The organism is Streptosporangium sp. CA-115845 (assembly GCF_050943795.1).
Lineage (GTDB): Bacteria > Actinomycetota > Actinomycetes > Streptosporangiales > Streptosporangiaceae > Streptosporangium.
Window position 1 is genome coordinate 880705 of sequence record NZ_CP191988.1, and the last position, 17791, is coordinate 898495.

Annotated in this window: 21 protein-coding genes, 1 tRNA gene and 1 pseudogene; 18 read left to right on the plus strand and 5 right to left on the minus strand. The window is 65.1% G+C overall.

Features of this window, described 5'->3' with window-relative positions; genetic code table 11:
- The first annotated feature begins 145 nt into the window (after positions 1-145).
- The 4 genes and pseudogenes from ACQP0P_RS06310 to ACQP0P_RS06325 all read left to right on the plus strand — a co-directional run.
- Positions 146-838 carry a helix-turn-helix transcriptional regulator gene (locus tag ACQP0P_RS06310; protein WP_433372166.1) on the plus strand — a complete coding sequence of 231 codons (693 nt, stop codon included), beginning with the start codon at positions 146-148 and terminating at the stop codon, positions 836-838.
- Between the two features lie 100 nt (positions 839-938).
- Complete coding sequence (locus ACQP0P_RS06315; protein WP_433372169.1) at positions 939-1313, plus strand: VOC family protein; 375 nt, start codon at positions 939-941, stop codon at positions 1311-1313.
- 19 nt (positions 1314-1332) lie between these two features.
- Positions 1333-1680 carry a DUF1801 domain-containing protein gene (locus tag ACQP0P_RS06320; protein ID WP_433372172.1) on the plus strand — a complete coding sequence of 116 codons (348 nt, stop codon included), beginning with the start codon at positions 1333-1335 and terminating at the stop codon, positions 1678-1680.
- Between the two features lie 271 nt (positions 1681-1951).
- A pseudogene (locus ACQP0P_RS06325) lies at positions 1952-2193 on the plus strand (DDE-type integrase/transposase/recombinase); the annotation flags it as partial.
- Positions 2194-2675: 482 nt separating this feature from the next.
- On the opposite strand, the gene ACQP0P_RS06330 reads toward ACQP0P_RS06325, so the two are convergent.
- Positions 2676-3779 (minus strand): FAD-dependent monooxygenase, encoded by a 1104-nt coding sequence (locus tag ACQP0P_RS06330; protein ID WP_433372175.1) that lies wholly within the window; start codon positions 3777-3779, stop codon positions 2676-2678.
- Positions 3780-3855: 76 nt separating this feature from the next.
- Here ACQP0P_RS06330 and ACQP0P_RS06335 point away from each other — a divergent pair, with 76 nt between their 5' ends.
- Both ACQP0P_RS06335 and ACQP0P_RS06340 read left to right on the plus strand, forming a co-directional pair.
- Complete coding sequence (locus ACQP0P_RS06335; protein WP_433372178.1) at positions 3856-4506, plus strand: TetR/AcrR family transcriptional regulator; 651 nt, start codon at positions 3856-3858, stop codon at positions 4504-4506.
- 442 nt (positions 4507-4948) lie between these two features.
- Positions 4949-5530, plus strand: coding sequence for a DUF6461 domain-containing protein (locus ACQP0P_RS06340; protein WP_433372181.1), 582 nt, complete (start codon positions 4949-4951; stop codon positions 5528-5530).
- Between the two features lie 280 nt (positions 5531-5810).
- Here the strand turns inward: ACQP0P_RS06340 and ACQP0P_RS06345 are convergent, their stop codons facing one another.
- Both ACQP0P_RS06345 and ACQP0P_RS06350 read right to left on the minus strand, forming a co-directional pair.
- On the minus strand, positions 5811-6437 hold the full coding sequence (locus ACQP0P_RS06345; RefSeq protein WP_433372184.1) for a DUF6000 family protein: 627 nt from the start codon (positions 6435-6437) through the stop codon (positions 5811-5813).
- Positions 6438-6771: 334 nt separating this feature from the next.
- The gene (locus ACQP0P_RS06350) at positions 6772-7332 is read right to left on the minus strand and encodes a hypothetical protein (protein WP_433372187.1); all 561 of its coding nucleotides are present in this window, start codon (positions 7330-7332) and stop codon (positions 6772-6774) included.
- A gap of 360 nt (positions 7333-7692) precedes the next feature.
- Between ACQP0P_RS06350 and ACQP0P_RS06355 the strand changes: the two genes are divergently transcribed.
- The 4 genes from ACQP0P_RS06355 to ACQP0P_RS06370 all read left to right on the plus strand — a co-directional run bounded on the left by ACQP0P_RS06355 (position 7693) and on the right by ACQP0P_RS06370 (position 9165).
- Complete coding sequence (locus ACQP0P_RS06355; RefSeq protein ID WP_433372190.1) at positions 7693-8064, plus strand: type II toxin-antitoxin system RelE/ParE family toxin; 372 nt, start codon at positions 7693-7695, stop codon at positions 8062-8064.
- On the plus strand, positions 8061-8417 hold the full coding sequence (locus tag ACQP0P_RS06360) for a helix-turn-helix domain-containing protein (RefSeq protein ID WP_366283321.1): 357 nt from the start codon (positions 8061-8063) through the stop codon (positions 8415-8417). The genes ACQP0P_RS06355 and ACQP0P_RS06360 overlap by 4 nt, the downstream gene beginning before the upstream one ends.
- Before the next feature lie 368 nt (positions 8418-8785).
- On the plus strand, positions 8786-8920 hold the full coding sequence (locus ACQP0P_RS06365) for a hypothetical protein (protein WP_433372194.1): 135 nt from the start codon (positions 8786-8788) through the stop codon (positions 8918-8920).
- Complete coding sequence (locus ACQP0P_RS06370; RefSeq protein ID WP_433372197.1) at positions 8920-9165, plus strand: hypothetical protein; 246 nt, start codon at positions 8920-8922, stop codon at positions 9163-9165. Before ACQP0P_RS06365 ends, ACQP0P_RS06370 begins: the two co-directional genes overlap by 1 nt.
- 197 nt (positions 9166-9362) lie before the next feature.
- Here the strand turns inward: ACQP0P_RS06370 and ACQP0P_RS06375 are convergent, their stop codons facing one another.
- The gene (locus ACQP0P_RS06375) at positions 9363-9986 is read right to left on the minus strand and encodes a TetR/AcrR family transcriptional regulator (protein WP_433372199.1); all 624 of its coding nucleotides are present in this window, start codon (positions 9984-9986) and stop codon (positions 9363-9365) included.
- A 175-nt stretch (positions 9987-10161) separates the two neighbouring features.
- On the opposite strand from ACQP0P_RS06375, the gene ACQP0P_RS06380 reads away from it, so the two are divergent.
- From ACQP0P_RS06380 to ACQP0P_RS06400, 5 genes are all read left to right on the plus strand, one after another.
- Positions 10162-10917, plus strand: a complete 756-nt coding sequence (locus tag ACQP0P_RS06380) for a DUF998 domain-containing protein (RefSeq protein ID WP_433372202.1) — start codon at positions 10162-10164, stop codon at positions 10915-10917.
- A 344-nt stretch (positions 10918-11261) separates the two neighbouring features.
- A complete protein-coding gene (locus ACQP0P_RS06385; RefSeq protein ID WP_433372205.1) occupies positions 11262-11441 on the plus strand; it encodes a hypothetical protein in 180 nt (59 codons plus the stop codon).
- Positions 11442-11904: 463 nt separating this feature from the next.
- On the plus strand, positions 11905-12300 hold the full coding sequence (locus tag ACQP0P_RS06390; RefSeq protein ID WP_433372208.1) for a DUF6461 domain-containing protein: 396 nt from the start codon (positions 11905-11907) through the stop codon (positions 12298-12300).
- Positions 12301-12695: 395 nt separating this feature from the next.
- Positions 12696-13304: a hypothetical protein gene (locus ACQP0P_RS06395; RefSeq protein ID WP_433372210.1), complete on the plus strand. Its 609-nt coding sequence runs from the start codon at positions 12696-12698 to the stop codon at positions 13302-13304.
- A 407-nt stretch (positions 13305-13711) separates the two neighbouring features.
- On the plus strand, positions 13712-14692 hold the full coding sequence (locus tag ACQP0P_RS06400) for a tyrosine-type recombinase/integrase (protein ID WP_433372213.1): 981 nt from the start codon (positions 13712-13714) through the stop codon (positions 14690-14692).
- A gap of 101 nt (positions 14693-14793) precedes the next feature.
- Here ACQP0P_RS06400 and ACQP0P_RS06405 read toward each other — a convergent pair.
- Positions 14794-14867, minus strand: a tRNA-Gly gene (locus ACQP0P_RS06405).
- Positions 14868-14986: 119 nt separating this feature from the next.
- Here ACQP0P_RS06405 and dcd point away from each other — a divergent pair.
- From dcd to ACQP0P_RS06420, 3 genes are all read left to right on the plus strand, one after another.
- On the plus strand, positions 14987-15562 hold the full coding sequence (gene dcd, locus ACQP0P_RS06410) for a dCTP deaminase (RefSeq protein WP_433372216.1): 576 nt from the start codon (positions 14987-14989) through the stop codon (positions 15560-15562).
- Positions 15563-16116: 554 nt separating this feature from the next.
- Positions 16117-16734, plus strand: a complete 618-nt coding sequence (locus tag ACQP0P_RS06415; RefSeq protein ID WP_030924556.1) for a DUF47 domain-containing protein — start codon at positions 16117-16119, stop codon at positions 16732-16734.
- On the plus strand, positions 16735-17739 hold the full coding sequence (locus ACQP0P_RS06420) for an anion permease (protein ID WP_433372219.1): 1005 nt from the start codon (positions 16735-16737) through the stop codon (positions 17737-17739).
- The last annotated feature ends 52 nt before the right edge of the window (positions 17740-17791 follow it).

Sequence of the window (17791 nt, forward strand, 5' to 3'; positions counted from 1 at the left end):
CGGCGTTCTTGATCAGTTGCAGGTGGGGGCGCCGGTAAGAAACGCGTCATCAGGCCCAAACGAGCGCGTTCGCGCAGCTCAGCACGTCCGGCCGCAGGCGATGATGATCAGGTGGCGATTTCGTAGGCTCTGTGGTGTGAATCGCATGGATCGGCTGTATGCGCTGGTGGAGGAGTTGCGGGCGGTGGCGCCGCGAGGGCTGAGTTCGCGGAGGCTGGCCGAGCGGTTCGAGGTGAGTGTGCGGACCATCGAGCGTGACCTCGATGCGTTGCGGCAGGCGGGGCTGCCGATCAGCGCGCGGCAGGGCCGCAACGGCGGTTACGCGCTGGACAAGGCGATGACCTTGCCGCCGCTGAACTTCACCCCTGGAGAGGCGGTGGCCGTGGCCGTGGCGCTGAGCGGCGCGCGGGGGACACCGTTCGCCCGCGACGCGCACAGCGCGCTGCGGAAAATCATCGCGGTGATGCCCGGTGCCGCCGCCCGTGAGGCGCACGGACTCGCTGAAACGGTGCGGCTGCTCGTTCCCGCCGGGGAGCCCCTCGATGCCGGTGTCGCCCAGGAGATACGGGAGGCGGTGCGGCGGCAGCGGGTGGTGCGCATCGAGTACGCCGACGTTCGGGGGGAGAAGACGATCCGGGAGGTGGAGGCCCAGCTCCTGGTGGCAGGGCCGCGCGGCTGGTACCTGACGGGCTGGTGCCGGTTGCGCCGCGACACGCGGGCCTTCCGGCTCGACCGGGTGCTCTCCGCAATGCTCACTCCCGAGCCGGTGCCGAGACCACGGGCGGTTCCCGATCCCTCGGTGCCGGAGCTGCGGACGCTGACCCCCCACCTGGAGTGATGTACATCACGCGAAAACACCGACATAGGGTTGTCGCCTCCAGTGCCGAGAATGGCCATGATCCCGCTCGCGCGGGCGTCTTCATTCTCAGGAGATCGTCATGACCGTTCCCGCCCACAACTCCGTCGCCTGGTTCGAGATCGCCACCGACGACCCGGACGGGGCCGAGCGCTTCTACGGCGAGGTGTTCGGGTGGCGCGCGACCCGGGAGGCCGGCGAGATGGACTACCGGCTGATCACCACCCCGGCGGGGGGCGCTCCCGCAGGGGGGATCCTGGGCACGGACGGGCGGATGCCAGGCCATGCGGTGTTCTCTGTCGCCGTCCCCGACGTGGCCGCGGTGTGCGCCGCGACCGAACGGCTCGGCGGCATCGTGGTGGCACGCCACGATGCCGCCGAGGGCGGTCCCGCCAACGCCTATCTGCGCGACCCTGCGGGCAACCTCTTCGGGGTCTTTGCTCCCCCGGCAGAGTGAACGGGCAGCAGGAGCGGAAATGACCGTCGAAGAGCTCTTGCGCGGCCATGACCCACAGGTCGCCGAGACGGCCCTGTGGCTACGCGATCTGGTGGCCTCGGCGCTGCCCGACGCCAAGGAGAAGGTCTGGCCGGGCTGGCACGGCTTCGGGTACCGGCATCCCACAGCCGGGTACCTGTGCGGAATCTTCCCCCGCGAAAGCGAGGTCTCCCTGTTCTTCGAGCACGGCTCGTGTCTGCCTGACCCCGCGGGGATCCTGCGCGAATCCGGGCGGCGGGGCCGCTCTGTGGTGCTCGCACGACCCGCCCCGCTCCTGACGGAACAGATCCTCGAACTCATCGACGCCGCACTCGAGACCTCCCGATGACCGCCGGGAAGAAGACGCCGGCCCGGGGTGTCGGCAAGGCTCGTGCCACCAGGCACAAGCGTTCGCGTTATGCCTGGTCAGAGCCCCGAATCCGATTTGGCTCAGGCCGGCTGAGCTGCGCGAACGCGCTTGTTCAGGTCTGGTGACGCATTTCTTACCGGCGCCCCAGGTGGGGCTAAAAATCAAGCCGTCACGCCACCTCGGCCAAGATCGCTCAAGTGGGTCCAGGTCAAGCCGCGTTAAAAGGGGCCAACTGAAACCGTCCTAGCCACGTGATCGGCGCCGTCAGGCCACCCACCCGCCCAAGACCATCCCCGAACTGTTCGCCGATGCCCCCAACCGCGTATGGGCATGGGACATCACCAAGCTACGCGGCCCCGGACAAGGGCGTCTGGTACCACCTGTACACGATCGTCGACATCTACAGCCGCTGCGTGGTCGGCTGGATGGTCGCCTCCCGCGAGTCGGCCGCGCCGGCCGAACGGCTGATCCGGCAGACCATGCTCAAGCAGAAGGTCAACCGCGGCACCCCCACCCCGCCCGACCTGCCCGGACCGGCATGGATCAACAAGCCCAAGAACGACGACACGAACGAGCAGAAGAACACACCAGAACAGCCGACACGGAATCAGCTCAGCTCAACCGCCTTGATCAAATTGAGGTTCCGGATGGGACACGACAACGTGCGCGCTGCGATGATCTACCAGCACGCCGTACGCGGTGCCGACAGGGCGATCATGGACGCGATCAACCGGCGGCTCGAAGCGCGTGACGACGACGAGGGCACCGGGACGGCCGCGGGGTGATCCGGGACTACAGCATGAGGGGCTACTGGCCGAACAGTACGTTGGCGACCCGCCTACTTCGCTTTCGATTCCCGAGGATGTTGTTGAGGTGACAGAGCAGATTGTTGCCATCGTCAGACATGGCCGCGCGGTGGCCAAGCGATCGACGCCATGAGATTGCCGCATGCATAGGCAGATCGCGGCGCCCGATCAGGCGGCGCGGGCGCGCGAGACCGCCGACAGCAGGCGCGTGCCGGCGTTCCGGGCGGCGATGCCGTACCCGGTGGCCGGGATGAGCAGCCGGGACGCCGGGGAGACGAAGCGCTGCTTGGGGCTGGTCAGCAGGCGGTGCTGGGACTCGTAGGCACGGAACGCCGCCGCATGATCGTCCCGGTGTACGGCCAGCGCATTGGCCAGGGTCGCGGCGCCGGCGATGGCCAGGGTGGATCCGTCACCGAACAGCGAGACACAGGAGGCCGCGTCGCCGAGCAGCGCGATCCGCCCGGTCGACCAGCTGTCAAGGCGCACCCGGCTGACGGAGTCGAAGAAGAGGTCGTCCGTCTGCCGTACCTGATCAAGCAGCTCGGGGATGCGCCAGGAACCCCCGGCGAAGGCGTCGGCGAGCAGGCGCTTGTGCTGGGTGGTGTCACGGTGGTCGAAACCGGGCACGGCGGGACTGCGGAAGAAGAACGCGGCCCCGCCCTGATCGCTGCCGGGGTGCAGGGCGACGGCCCGGCCGGGGGTGTTGTGCAGGAGCACCTCGTGCGGGTCGAGGGCGAGGCCGGGCAGGGGCAGGGTGGCCACGTAGATGCCCAGATGGTCGATGAACCGCTGCTCCGGGCCGAAGGCCAGGCGGCGGACCGCCGAGTGCAGCCCATCGGTGCCGATGACCAGGTCGAAGCGGCGGGGCGCGGCGTTCTCGAAGGTGACGTTCACGCCGCCGGGGTCCTGGTGCAGGGCGGTGATGGTGTCGTTGTAGAGGTAGTCGGCGGCCACCGTTGAGGAGAGGACGCGGGCCAGGTCGGCGCGGGGCAGTTCGATGTCGTCGGAGGGCATGGGTATGCCGCCGACCCGCTTGCCGTGGTCGTCGACGAAGCTCAGCCGGGTCACGCGTGTCGCCGCGGCGCGCAGCTGGGGCAGGACACCCATGCGCTCGACGACCTCACGGGCGGGACCGCGCACGTCGACGGGGTTGCCGCTGGAACGCTGGCCGTGGACGCGCTCCACGACGGTGGGCTCGAACCCGTGGCGGGTGAGCCAGCAGGCGAGGGTGCTTCCGGCTATGCCGGCTCCTGAGATCAGCACGGTCTTCATGTCTTGGACGATAGCCGCACTCAATGCAGGTTTGCAATGAGTGCCGATCCGCATTCTGTGCGGTATCATCTGCGGCATGGCTGAGCTCACCCTGCGCGAACGGAAGCGGCAGCGCACCCGCCAGGCGATCGTCGAGGCCGCCGTGGAGCTGTTCGAGGAGCATGGCTACGAGCGCACGACCGTCGCCGACATCGCCGAGGCGGCCGAGATCGGCACGCGCACCTTCTTCAGCTACTTCGCCAGCAAGGAGGAACTGCTCTTCCCGGAGAGCGACTCGCGGATTACGGCCGCCGTCGAGGCCATCGCCACGCGCGGGCCCGAGGACCGGCCGGCCGACGTGCTGCTGCGTGCGCTGCGCAACGTGAACCGTGACAGCGATGAGATGGTGAGCAGGGTGGCCGCGCTCCGGCTGCGGCTCATCCGGAGCGTGCCCGCGGTGCGGGGGCGCGGCTTGCAGCTCCAGCTCGACGCGCAGCGGGAGATCGCGCGTCACCTGTGTGCGGCCTATCCCGATGAGCTGGACGAGGTCGGGGCGGCGGCTCTCGTGGGGGCGTTCGTCGGGGCGGTCACCGGGGCTTTGCAGGTGTTGCTGGAGACAGCGGGCGATGATCCCGCCGCCATGAGCCGCCGCTTGCAGGAGGCGACGGACGCCGCACTGCGGCCCTGGCTACGCGAACAGGACAAGCTGCACGCACAGGACTGGTCGCGGGAACAAGCGCCGTCGTGACCCGAGGGCAGGACAGATCACGCGGTACGGTACAGCGACCCGTCACCGGCTCAGCTCAGCCCGCTCGGCCCCGCGTCGACCGCGCCAGATACTTCACCGACCTCACCGGATCGCCCGGCAACTCCAGATCCCGAAGCGCTCTCGTCGGTGGGATGAGACGTCATGATCAACTGTCCCGGCACGAGTCTGGCACGACAGCGAGAACAGGGCCCTCACAAGATCAAAGCCCAGGTCTCGGAATCTCCTTCCGGCCTGGGCTTTCTCACGTGGAGCGGGTGACGGGAATCGAACCCGCGCTGTCAGCTTGGGAATCGTATGGATCACGCCTTGTTGGGCGGCCGACCTGGGTTTCGGGCTGGTCGTGAGTGACCGTAGTTGACCCCTCGTTACCCTCCTTAATGGCACGCTAATGGCACGACGATCAACAGATGAGGTGTTGCGGATGGCGTTTACCTACGCCGATGTTGCCTGGCTGGCCGAAGACGACGAGCTGGGCGATCTGTGGTGTCTGACCTTCGTGCGTGGAGTCAGCGAGGTGCAGGCGCTTCGCCGGCTGGGTGCCGACCAGGAGAGCATTCGGCCACTTACCTATGACGAGTTGATAGACGATGGCCTCTTTCCTGAGACGGTGCTCGTGGGGCGAGTGGGCGAGTGGACGGTGCTTATCGAGGAGAGCGGGTGGACGTGCACGGAAGCCGACAAGGCACAGGCTCTCTCGGCCGGGACCGTGGCCGTGGCGGTGCTGCGGCATGACTACGCATCCGACGACTTCGTCTACGCGGTGGACGGGGAGTTGGTCACGCATTTCAATCCCAAGATTCCCCAATGGCGCCACGGAAGTGATCCCGATCGGCTCAACGACCTGATGAGGCAGGCGGGCCTTGATCCCGACGACGCACCCGGAACCGGTGCTCAGGTACCGTCGTCCGCGTCCGGAGCACTTCTCCTCGCAGCCCGGTTGACCGGCGTGGTGCTGACCCCGGAGATCGTCAAAGGGCCGCTCATGAGTGGCGTCGTTGGCTGATCCGTCCACGATGCCACGTCCGACGGCCAGCCTGGAGAGGCTGGCACCACATTCCGCTGCCCGGAATCTGCCCGCGCTGCAGCACGGCTCGAACTCAAAACCTGCGGATTAAAAGTGGATGGAGCTTATTGCCCTCCGGGAAACCCTGACCGGGCAGTTTGGATGCTGCCTTGTCCTTGTTCAGTAAGAGCAATCCGCGCATATTTCGGATCTTGTGAATCAGTGGAAGCGATCCAGAGCTGTTGCGGCACATGCCTGGCACCAGCGGCAGTGGAGAAAGCTACGATTCGAGGAAGCGCTTCCGAGTCATGCACACATCGGCGATGGAGCACAACTTGACGATGCGCTCCTGCCACTCCGCTGGATCTTGGTTCTTCATCGCCGAGTGCTGCCACAGACCGTCCGGGGCAAGGAATCTCGCGGCATGGCTGGTACCGAGACGTTCGTCGAGCCGGAGTAGCGCGCCGATCGCCCAGTGCTGGTCATATTGACAGTCCAGTCTGGGCAAATAGCGATCGAGGTAGGCCACGAGAAGGGCAGCATCAGTGGTGTCCTCGAAGCGGGCGAGCGAGAAGCAGTAGCCCTGGCCCGCATAGACGAGTTCGCTGGCCAGGAGCAGTTCACCGATGCGGCTGCGGAACTGCGAGCGGCGATCCAACCCGATCAGCCAGGACGCGGTGAGGCGGGCTCGCCATTCGCTGTCCAGAAGCGTGTGGAGTTCCTCGTCGGTGATCTTCTTCGCCGCTCTGACGAGGGAGCGGGTGAACTGGGATCGCTCGGGCTCGGGCCTGTCCATGAAATTGCCGTGGAGGAGGTCCATGTATCGCTTCGCTACTCCGCGGCCCGGTGTGACGTAGCGGCGAACAGCCGCCATAAGTTCCGGATCGGAGGGATGGGGCAGGCGCATGAACCCATCTTGTCTTGATCCATAGAGCTGGGAACCCCTACGACCTCGCCTATCTGGATCGTCCTGAGGCCGGAGCACTTCCTCCAGGGGAGGAGTTCTGCAGTCCCGACTTCCGGTGTACACCAAGGCGCTGTCAGCTTGGGAAGTGCATCGATCACGCCTTGTAGAGCGGCTGAGCTGGGCGTTCGGCCGGTCGTGAGTGACCGTGGTTGACCTCTCGTCACCCTGGTTAATGGCCCGCTAATGGCCCGACGGTCGAAGCTCTGGAGCGGGTGCGGTGGCGGACTCAGCAGCGATGGTGCAGAGTCACTCGACCTTTCCGAAAATCTCCTGATCACTGAGTACGGATGGGCTGAGTCGCCCCCAGTTTCCGGGCACTGGCAGGGGACAAGATCATGGGGGTGATCCACCCCTGCAGTGTCAGGATCACTTGGGCGGGGAGAGGGGTGATCGGGTAGATCTCGATGCCTTGTGCCCAGTTCGTGAGCAGTCCTTCGGTGCCGCTGGAGTCGATCAGGACGATCGAGATGGGCTGGCTGTCTTTGGCCCAGGTGTTCCAGATCGCCCACCCTTCGGGTCGGGCTTCGACGTCCAGGCGGGCGCAGATCTCGCTGTAGCTCTCTTCCATGCCGATGGGAAGAGCGTCCGGCCGGAGGATGACCACCCCGGCGAGTTTCATCAGGGGAAGGTCCTCGTCGAGACATCCGTCCCCGTCGAAGTGATGGTGACGGAGTTGGCGGGCTGTCTCGATCACCGCTCGCTGAAGTGGCGTGGCCTCATCGGAGGTGGTGGTGAGAGTGAGCCATCCCTCGTTGTCTGCCGCGTTCACGACCTCGCGCGCCAGGTGCTCGATGTGACGTAGGTACTCGATATCGCTGAGGTCGGTTCGGGACACCGCGACAGTGTGACATCAAGGCATGATCCCGAGCATGTGGGTTATACGGCCGGGAAGATGCCGTTTTCCTGAGGTGGAGCGGGTGACGGGAATCGAACCCGCGCTGTCAGCTTGGGAATCGGCTGCTGGTGCTGGTGGACTGAGCTGGGAAAACAGGGGTGAAGGTAGGCGGGGTGCGGTTCCCCGTGAGTCCCCTTGAGCGACCGGGGTTCCCTGCCTGTTCTGGCACGGATCTGGCACGCGATCAACGCCGCCCGGGAGGAACTGGGCGAGTAACCAAGGTCGAGAAGTGGACGCGGGGGTGGGCCTGGTGTTCATTACCGCCATGGGTTACCATCGAGTGCATATACTATTGATGGTATGTCTCGGTGGGAGATCGACTTAGAGCCGGAGGTGGAGTCTTGGCTGGACGGACTTTCCTTTCCGCTCTACCAGCGGGTTATGCGGAACGTAGACGACTACCTCGTCACTGGTGGCATCCCTGACGGGGATCACGTGAAGAAGCTGAAGGATGCCGAAGGTGTGCACGAGCTGCGTGTTGCTCTCGACCGCACAACCTGGCGGTTGACCTTCTGGAAGCCATCCAGCAAGGTGATCGTGGTCCTGACGGTCTTTCGCAAGACACGGGACGGGGCGCAGACCGCCGACGTCGACCGAGCGATCGCTGCTAAGAAGCGGTGTGAGGCAGAGCACGACCTAACCACCACGCACGTGTTCGAGAGGAGCGCATGATGGGTCACAGCCGTTGGGAAACCTACAAGGCGAAGCGTCTGCGCGAGATGGAAGCGGATGCGCAGCCCCACTCCGAATACGAGCAGGCGGGCCGTGACCTGGAGCTCGGAGACCAGTTGCGTGAGATCCGTAAGCGCCGAGGCTTGTCTCAGAAGGTCGTAGCGGAGCGCTCTGGGATGTCCCAACCCGCCCTGTCTCGCATCGAGGGCGGTGGCGGCATTCCGGATATAGCGACACTGCTGCGCCTCGGTGCGGCAATGGGGGTTCGGTTCCGCGTCGAACTCGTCGTCGACGACGACACCACTGAAATCGAGCCTCTAACGGTGCATCACCGACAGCTCGCGACCGCATAAGTTGCAGGCGGCAACTTCGAGGCTCAGTCCATAGGCTTCCGCTGCCCCTTCCGTGGTAGTGGTCTTCAGCCGCGACAGGCTTGCTCGGGAGTCGTCAGCGCCAAGGGAACGAGGAAGGCCCAGCTCTAGATCACATTCTTGAGCTGGACCTTTGATGTTGGAGCGGGTGACGGGAATCGAACCCGCGCTGTCAGCTTGGGAATCATCTGCTGATCTTGGGGTCCTGAGCTGGGAAGGCAGGGGTGCAGGTCAGGGCGGGTCGACTGCCTGTGCGTCCCCGTGAATGGCCTAGGTTCCCCGCCTGTTCTGGCACGGATCTGGCACGCGATCGATCGTCCTGACTGAGAGTGCCCAAGGGTCGGCACAAGGTGTGTGTCACGACCGGCAGCAGGGCGGGAGAGCGGGAGGCGGACGAGGACATCAGGCGTGAGCGAGGGACCAAGCGCGAGTCCACAGAGGGCATGTTCGCCCACCTGGACAAGTTGGGGTCCGCGGACGAGTGATGCCGACCTTTGAGACCACGCCGCGATTCGAGCGAGATTGGAAGAAGCTTTCCGAGCCGCGACAGGCTCTGTTCCGTAAGGTCGTGATGGAGGCGTTCGTTCTTGATCTGGCCGCTCCAGAGCGTCCCTTCCGCCCAGGGCTGCGGGTGAAGGGCGTCACCGCTCATCCGGGCGTCTTCGAGATGACTTGGGACAGTGATGGGCGGATCTCTTTCAGCTATGGGGAGGAACAGATCCCTGGTTAGCCCCACGTAGTGTGCAGGCGGATCGGAACGCCAGCTCACCCGCCACAAGGGATGAAAAGGTTCAGTGTGGAGCCGGGCGAATTCGCCGACCTGTACGACGCGCGTTGGGTACGCAACAGCTCACAGCGCTTGGGAGCAGCGTTGCGGCCCCGACAAAGCGGCCACCGTGGCTGGGGCCTTCGTCCGCCTCGGCGAGGCTACCGCTCGCGAGCCTGCACCCGGATACGGCTCCAGTCTCCAGCCTCGTAGTAGCGCGCCCAGCCTTCATTGAGGAGTCGGAACCCCGCATCGATGGTTGATCCTGGATCTGCCTCGTGGGTGGCGCTGAGCTGGATTTGCAGGGCGAAGCGGACGTAGAAGCGGATCTCGTTGTTCGGCTCCGTGAGCCCGAACTCCTTGGTGATCTCGGCAACCAGGGCGTCCTCATGGCGGAACCACATCTTCTCCGCGTAATCGATAAGGGCCGGTGTCTCTTCCATGAGGGTGAGGATCTGACGTTGGGGCCCGGACCTCATCGCGGCGATCTCGGAGAGGTAGTGCGCCTTCAGCGCATCGGAGATCGTGGTCCCCGGCGCCCGGCCACCTACCGCGGCCACGAGGCGCTCATGCCGTTCGTCCTCGTCGCTGAAGACAAGCGCCTCCTTCTGCGGGAAATGCGTGAAGACCGTCTTGGGTGAGACGTCCGCCTTGTCCGCGATCTCGCGAACACTGACCCCGTCGAAGCCGCGCTCGAGGAAGAGCGCCGTTGCCGCGTCCAGGATCGCCGCCCGCGTTGCTGCCTTCTTGCGTTCGCGCCGTCCCACGGCCGTTCCATCAACCATGGCCAGATCCTACTAGTGCCGGACTCTAACTACATTGACAGTAAAAGTAGTCTCGATGTAGTAAGTATGTGAGTTAAGTTAAATTGGCGGGCTGGGATCCCCGATGCTGCGTCGACTCGGCGCGAACCCGCACCGGCCTCGGCGCCCAGCGCAGACACCGGAAAGGACCATGACCATGGCCAGCAACATCAACCCGCTCTCGAGCCGCGAACGAAACGAACCTGTGAACGACGCAAAGCCTGAAGCGCTCGTCCCCGACGCGCGTCGGCCTTCGCAGCGCCGAACCGCGGGAGCTTTACTCATCGCCGGGCCGGTGATCTTCTTGCTCGCCGAGTTCATCGCCGCCGCGGCATGGACAGACCCGCCCTACAGCTACACGTATCACTTCATCAGCAATCTCGGAGTTCACGGGCCCTCGACACTGTTCGGGCAGTACATGTACTCACCGCTGGCATGGGTGATGAACACCGGTTTCTTCCTGTTCGGGATCACAATTCTGGCCGGTGTGGCTGTGCTGCGCGGTCTGCTGGGTTGGCGCCGCTGGGCAGCGCTTGTGCCCGCGACGCTGCTGGCCGCCGGCGGCGTCCTGCTGGGATTGTTTCCCGGATCCGGCGAGGCGATGAACGACGGCACCGGTGACTTCCATGCCTTGGGCGCCTTCGCAGGCTTCGTCGGCGCTAACGTACTGGCCATCATGCTCGGGAGCATGCACCGACGCGTCGGATTTTCTCTGAAACTCGGGCGGACGCTGGTCACCGTTGGCGTGATCGGTCTGGTTTCGATGGTGGCTTATTTCGCCGACCTCATTTCCGGGGCCAACGTCCTCGTCGGCCTCATCGAACGCGGCGCCGTCCATCCGTTCCTGCTCGGCCTCAGCTGCGCGGGAGTGTCCATCTGGCATGGTTGTAGCCGTCCCTCAGCGACTGGCTGAGCTGGTTGTTCACGCTGTCTGCGGCTGTTCGTTCGCGGTCGGCGGCAGGGGCCGTGCGCATCCGAGCGGCCTTCGTCGAGCGCTTCACGGGAGAACTGGTTCTCGGGCCTCCCAAGTCCCAAGGCGGGCCGGCGGGTAGTCGGCATCCCCGAGGGGATCATTCCGGCCCTGCGTGAGTACCTGGCGACCTACGTCCAGGACGAGCCGGGCGCGCTCGTCGTTCCCGGTGCCGAGGGCGGGCCGCTGCGGCGTAGCGGCTTCAATACCCGTACGCGTTGGGTCGATGTCGTGAGGGATATGGGCATGCCGGGCCTGCACTTCCGTGACCTTCGGCATACGGCAATATGCTCGCGGCCGAGTTGGGCGCGGGGCTCAAGGACCTCATGGCCCGGATGGGACACGACAACGTCAGGGCGGCCATGATCTATCGGCACGCCGTACGAGGCGCGGACAAGGTGATCACCGATGCGATCAACAAGCAACTCCATGCGCGGGACGTGGCCGACGAGATGCCCGCAGGGTGATCCACAGAGCTAATGGCCGCTGATGGCCCGAGAAGATCAAAGAATCTCGAAAACAACCAAGGCCCAGATCTGGATTCATGTCCTGACCTGGGCCTTCGTGAGTGGAGCGGGTGACGGGAATCGAACCCGCGCTGTCAGCTTGGGAATCGTATGGATCACGCCTTGTCGGGCAGCTGACCTGGGCTTCGTGCCGGTCGTGAGTGACCGCGGTTGACCCCTCGTTACCCCCCTTAATGGCACGCTAATGGCACGACGATCAACAGATGAGGTGTTGCGGATGGCGTTTACCTACGCCGATGTTGCCTGGCTGGCCGAAGACGACGAACTGGGCGATCTGTGGTGCCTGACCTTCGTGCGTGGAGTCAGCGAGGTGCAGGCGCTTCGCTGACTGGGGGCCGACCAGGAGAGCATCCGGCCACTCACCTATGACGAGTTGATAGACGATGGCCTCTTTCCTGAGACGGTGCTCGTGGGGCGAGTGGGCGACTGGACGGTGCTTATCGAGGAGAGCGGGTGGACGTGCACGGAAGCCGACAAGGCACAGGCCCTCTCGGCCGGGACCGTGGCCGTGGCGGTGCTGCGGCACGACTACGCATCCGACGACTTCGTCTACGCGGTGGACGGGGAGTTGGTCACGCATTTCAATCCCAAGATTCCCCAATGGCGGCACGGAAGTGATCCCGATCGGCTCAACGACCTGATGAGGCAGGCGGGCCTTGATCCCGACGACGTACCTGGAATCGGTGCTGAGGCACCGTCGTCCGCGTCCGGAGCACTTCTCCTCGCAGCCCGATTGACCGGCGTGGTGCTGACCCCGGAGATCGTCAAAGGGCCGCTCATGAGTGGCGTCGTTGGCTGATCCGTCCACGATGCCACGTCCGACGGCCAGCCTGGAGAGGCTGGCACCACATTCCGCTGCCCGGAATCTGCCCGCGCTGCAGCACGGCTCGAACTCAAAACCTGCGGACTAAAAGAAGACGATTCGATCAAGCTCTGAGGCTCTGACCATGCGATCCGGCGTCCGTGGTGGTTCGCCAGAGTCCGCCGTCGTCCGCGCTCTTGGCTGTAGCTGTGGCTGTACAGCCAAGGCTCCTTGACGGCCAGACCGCTTCCTTATCAGGACCACACCACCTGTGGTTAGGGGCGCGCAACCCGGTCCTGAGCAGTGCTGGATGGATGTGGACGTGAGCGGTTGTGTGGCTCTGTTGCAGTACTTGCTGCAATAGCGATCGTTAGCTCTGGAAAGATCTCCGCATGCATCACGAAGCAATCGCCCGCTACCGCGACATGCTTGACCACTGGGTGCTGGACCCTGAGGCTCTGTGCTGGACCGTCACGTTCCCCTTGACAGGAACGCTGTCTCCGAAGGAAGTCGTCACCCGCATGGGCATGCGTCCTCGTGATCTGGGCACATCCACCGATGAGGACAACCCGATAGAGGAGGGCTACTTCCTCATCGAGCAGGCAGGTTCCGGCATCGTCACATACGACATGGGTGGGTACGGACGATTCTCCCGCCAGATCCACGACGCGCTCACCCCGGATGCCCGCCATTGGTGCGTCCAATGGGACTCCTACAACCTCGGGCTCAGCTACTACCAAGGCGACGGAGGCGGTGGAGGCTGGGACATCGAATACTTCGAGGAGCACCCATCGGAAACGGTGATTGCGGCCCTCGGGCCACTGGTGAAGTACGCCGACCTCTTCCAGCGATACAACCTTGATGACGACGAGTACGGCGCCATCTACATCAGGGCGTTGTGTCTGGCGGTTGTCGAGTGGGAGAGCGGGATTTGCCTTGATCGTGAATGGCTATACCGTCCTCACCCTGTATTGGACCTTCCCGCCCGCTTCATGATGTGAGGGACGGGATGTGACTCTTCGGACCCGCGCTTTCCATGCGCCACTCTCCCCCTGCCCCCGCTAGCTGCCTCCTCCGGGACTGTCAGGCGGGTTCTGTCAAGGATGGCTTGGCGTGTCCCTGAGCCGGTGACCTTCCACCTTGGGAGGTTGTCCTGCCTGCACAGCCATCCTTGACAGGTTCCGTCTGCCCCGGACAATCGGGCGGCGGGTGCAGGGCTACGGCGAGAACTTGGCGGCGGTGTGCCGGTGGTCGGCGCGTTGGTCTGGTACGGCGTGGCGTGCCTGCGGCGATGCCCCGCGTGACGCTCGCGCCGTGACCGGCCCCCAGGCCGCAGCGCGGCGCGGGGACGTCGGCGCGGGGCGTACGGCGGCGCGGCGCGCCGCCGCTTGGCAAGCTCTCCACCGCGATGATTCGGCAGTGGCGGGCCGACCTGCTCGGCAACGGGGTCTCGGTCAGCATGGCGGCCAAGGCGTATCGCCTGTTGCGGGCCGTACTGATGACGGCGGCGGAAGAGGATCACATCATTGCGCGCAACCCGTGTCGGATTCGCGGGGCCGGCGACGAGCACGCCCAGGAGCGCCCGGTGCTCACCGTGGCCCAGGTCTTCGAGCTGGCCGACCTGGTGGGCCGTCGTCCGGTCGGCAATGTCCGAAAGCTCAAGGACAACGCTTATCGGCTGCGCTTCCAGCGGCACGGCGAGATGCGCACCCATCCGGAGATCTTCACCACACGGGCGGACGCCGAACGGGCGCTGTGGAAAATGGGGATGGACGATCGGGCCGACTGCACCCATGACCGGCGCTTCCGAGCCCTGGTGCTCCTGACTACCTTCGCGAGCCTGCGATGGGGTGAGGTGAGCGCGCTCCGCCGCAGTGACATCGACCTCGGCGCAGGGACGGTGCGCATCCGGGCGGCCTTCGTCGAGCGCTCTACGGGTGAGCTGGTCCTCGGCCCGCCCAAGTCCAAGGCGGGCCGGCGCATCGTCGGCATTCCCCAGGGCGTCATTCCGGCGCTGTGGGAGCACCTGGGCACCTATGTCCAGGACGATCCCGGCGCGCTCGTCTTCCCCGGTGCCAAGGGCGGCCCGCTCCGGCGCAGCGGGTTCAACACCCGCACGCGCTGGGTGGATGTGGTCAGGGAGATGGGTCTTCCCGGTCTCCACCTCCATGATCTCCGTCACACGGGCAACATGCTCGCCGCAGAGTCCGGCGCGGGGCTCAAGGATCTGATGGCCCGGATGGGTCACGACAACGTGCGCGCCGCGATGATCTATCAGCACGCCGTGCGGGGTGCCGACAGAACGATCACGGACGCGATCGACCGGCAGATCATTGGGCGCGACGAGGAGGAGGACGGCTCGGCGGGGATGCTGATCCCGGTGCGCTGATCGAGAGCTAATGGCACGCTAATGGCACGCGAAGATCAAATAGTTTTAGAAACAAACAAGGCCCGGGTCGGGAATCCATCCCTGACCTGGGCCTTTGAGCGTGGAGCGGGTGACGGGAATCGAACCCGCGCTGTCAGCTTGGGAAGCTGATGTTCTGCCATTGAACTACACCCGCAGCGGTGTGCCGCCCCACCACTGTAGCGGAAGTTGGGTGCCTCTCGTCCACTGTGGGAAGCGGGATCGGGGTCTGTGCCGACGCTCCCGGGAGGGCGTGGCGTTGGTAGGTTGCCTCACGTGCTGCTTTCCGATCGTGACATCGTTGCCGAGATCGAGGCGGGGAGGGTGAGGATAGATCCCTTCCAGCCGGAGATGATCCAGCCGTCCAGTGTCGACGTATGCCTGGACCGCTACTTCAGGGTCTTCGAGAACCACCGGTACCCGCACATCGATCCGGCTGTCGAGCAACCGGACCTGACGCGGATGGTCGAGCCCGACAAGGGCGAGCCGTTCATTCTGCACCCGGGGGAGTTCGTGCTGGCGAGCACGTACGAGGTCGTCACGCTGCCGGACGACATCGCCTCGCGGCTGGAGGGGAAGAGCTCGCTGGGCAGGCTCGGCCTGCTGACCCACTCCACGGCCGGGTTCATCGATCCGGGCTTCAGCGGGCACGTCACGCTTGAGCTCTCCAACGTCGCGACGTTGCCGATCAAGCTCTGGCCCGGGATGAAGATCGGCCAGCTCTGCATGTTCAGGCTCAGCTCTCCGGCCGAGTATCCCTATGGTTCGGAGAAGTACGGATCCCGCTACCAGGGGCAGCGGGGGCCGACGCCGAGCCGTTCGTACCTCAACTTCCACCGGACGCCGATCTGAGGTCCCGGAGGCGGATTCCCCGCCAAAGATGAACTGATGATGAATTCAAAGTGAACTTTCATGCCGGGGCGGGTTGTCGTGGCGGGGTGAACCCTCCGAAGAAGGGGAGCGCCCGGGGACTCCGAGGGGCGAGAGGCCGCGGGAACGGGGCCGCGGTTTGGGCTGCTGCGAGCAGCCAAAATACGGGTTAACGGGCGACCGTGATGGAAATCACCCTGATCTTTCGCGGGGGCCGACGAGCCCTGGTGACCTTGGTGAACCGTGCGGGAAGCGCGTTGGGCGCGGGGGTTTCCGGGGGAAGCGCGGGGAAGATGCCGGATGGCGTTCAGGGGTAGAGAAGTCCCATACTTGGCCTGTCTTCGTCATACTGTGGCCGAAAACCAGCAAAACGGTCAGCGGAAAGATGGCCTCAAGGCTGCCTCAAGCTGTGTGTCGCCGGGTATGCGCCGGGTAGCGACATCGGGAAGAGTGCATGTCTAGCGGGTGAAGTTCGCATTTCCGCTGGTAACCCGTACCCTTCTCTGCGGACCATCCCCGCACATCTGGAGAACGACGTGCGCCTCCGTCTCACACCAAGTGAGGACAGCTACTACGACTTGTTCGCAGACTCGGCGAACAACCTCGTCACAGCGTCCCGTCTGCTGGTAGAGATCATCAGTGACGGATCGGACAGGGAAGCTCTGGCCGAGAAGATGCGCGCATGTGAGCACGCCGGTGACGAGCGTACTCACGCGATCATGAACCGGCTCAACGAGAGCTTCATCACCCCCTTCGACCGCGAGGACATCTACCGTCTCGCCTCGAACCTCGACGACGTGATGGACTACATGGAGGCGGCCGCCGACCTCATCGTCCTGTACCAGATCGACCACCTTCCCAAGGAGGTCGTCCGGCAGGTCGAGGTTCTGGAACGTGCCGCCGAGCTCACCGCCGAGGCCATGCCGCGGCTGCGCTCGATGAAGAACCTCAACGAGTACTGGATCGAGATCAACCGGCTGGAGAACCAGGCCGACCAGGTCTACCGCCGCCTTCTCGCCAAGCTCTTCGGCGGGGAGTACGACGCGTTGACGGTCCTCAAGATGAAGGAGGTCATCGATCAGCTCGAGATGGCCGCCGACGCCTTCGAGCACGTGGCCAACACGATCGAGTCGATCGCGGTCAAGGAAAGCTAAGTGGACCTCACGCTCGCACTCGTCATCGGCGTGGTGGTCGTAGCGTTGGTGTTCGACTACACCAACGGCTTCCACGACGCCGCGAACGCGATCGCGACCTCCGTCTCAACGCGCGCGCTGACGCCGAGGGCCGCGCTCTTCATGGCCGCGGCCATGAACTTCCTGGGCGCGCACCTCGGTACGCAGGTGGCCGCGACCGTCGGCAAGGGCATCATCGACGCTCCACAGGGAAGCCACGGTCTCGTGATCGTCGGCTCGGGCCTGATCGGCGCGATCACCTGGAACCTCATCACCTGGTACTTCGGCCTTCCCTCCTCCAGCAGTCACGCGCTGATCGGCGGTCTGGTCGGCGCCGCGCTCGCCTCGGCGAGCACCGTGCACTGGGACGGGGTGGTGGACAAGGTCGTCATCCCGATGATCCTGTCCCCGCTGGTCGGCTTCAGCCTCGCCGGGCTGATCATGATCGGCATCCTGTGGGGGTTCCGGCGCTCCCAGCCGGCGAAGACCAACCGGGGCTTCCGCTACGCGCAGACCGTCTCCGCGGCGGCGATGGCGCTGGGCCACGGTCTTCAGGACGCGCAGAAGACCATGGGCGTCATCTTCCTGGCCCTCGTGGTCGGCGGCTACCAGCATGACGGTGACCCGATCCCGCAGTGGGTCATCCTCGCCGCCGCCACGGCCATCTCGCTCGGCACGTACGCGGGAGGCTGGCGGATCATGCGGACGCTCGGCCGCCGGATCATCGCGCTCGACCCTCCGCAGGGGTTCGCCGCGGAGACGGCCGCGGCGGCGGTGCTCTACACCGCGGCCATCGGCTTCGGTGCCCCCATCTCGACCACCCACACGATCACCAGTGCGATCATGGGCGTCGGCGCCACCAAGCGTCTGTCGGCCGTGCGCTGGGGTGTCGCGGGCAACATCGTGACCGCCTGGGTTCTCACGATCCCGGCCGCCGCGTTGGTCGCCGCGCTGTCCTACTTCGCGCTCCACTGGATGATCGAGTAGTACTCCAGGTGGACCAGATCCCTCGGGGGGGACCTGGTCCACTTCAAGTCCG

Coding starts and splice junctions, on each gene's coding strand:
- ACQP0P_RS06400 (WP_433372213.1), top strand. CDS start 13,712: ATGATTCGGCAGTGGCGGGCCGACCTGCTCGGCAACGGGGTCTCGGTC.
- ACQP0P_RS06360 (WP_366283321.1), top strand. CDS start 8,061: ATGATGGGTCACAGCCGTTGGGAAACCTACAAGGCGAAGCGTCTGCGC.
- ACQP0P_RS06345 (WP_433372184.1), bottom strand. CDS start 6,437: ATGCGCCTGCCCCATCCCTCCGATCCGGAACTTATGGCGGCTGTTCGC.
- ACQP0P_RS06320 (WP_433372172.1), top strand. CDS start 1,333: ATGACCGTCGAAGAGCTCTTGCGCGGCCATGACCCACAGGTCGCCGAG.
- ACQP0P_RS06310 (WP_433372166.1), top strand. CDS start 146: ATGGATCGGCTGTATGCGCTGGTGGAGGAGTTGCGGGCGGTGGCGCCG.
- ACQP0P_RS06330 (WP_433372175.1), bottom strand. CDS start 3,779: ATGAAGACCGTGCTGATCTCAGGAGCCGGCATAGCCGGAAGCACCCTC.
- ACQP0P_RS06315 (WP_433372169.1), top strand. CDS start 939: ATGACCGTTCCCGCCCACAACTCCGTCGCCTGGTTCGAGATCGCCACC.
- ACQP0P_RS06395 (WP_433372210.1), top strand. CDS start 12,696: ATGCATCACGAAGCAATCGCCCGCTACCGCGACATGCTTGACCACTGG.
- ACQP0P_RS06385 (WP_433372205.1), top strand. CDS start 11,262: ATGCTCGCGGCCGAGTTGGGCGCGGGGCTCAAGGACCTCATGGCCCGG.
- ACQP0P_RS06340 (WP_433372181.1), top strand. CDS start 4,949: ATGGCGTTTACCTACGCCGATGTTGCCTGGCTGGCCGAAGACGACGAG.
- ACQP0P_RS06370 (WP_433372197.1), top strand. CDS start 8,920: ATGCCGACCTTTGAGACCACGCCGCGATTCGAGCGAGATTGGAAGAAG.
- ACQP0P_RS06335 (WP_433372178.1), top strand. CDS start 3,856: ATGGCTGAGCTCACCCTGCGCGAACGGAAGCGGCAGCGCACCCGCCAG.
- ACQP0P_RS06355 (WP_433372190.1), top strand. CDS start 7,693: ATGTCTCGGTGGGAGATCGACTTAGAGCCGGAGGTGGAGTCTTGGCTG.
- ACQP0P_RS06380 (WP_433372202.1), top strand. CDS start 10,162: ATGGCCAGCAACATCAACCCGCTCTCGAGCCGCGAACGAAACGAACCT.
- ACQP0P_RS06375 (WP_433372199.1), bottom strand. CDS start 9,986: ATGGTTGATGGAACGGCCGTGGGACGGCGCGAACGCAAGAAGGCAGCA.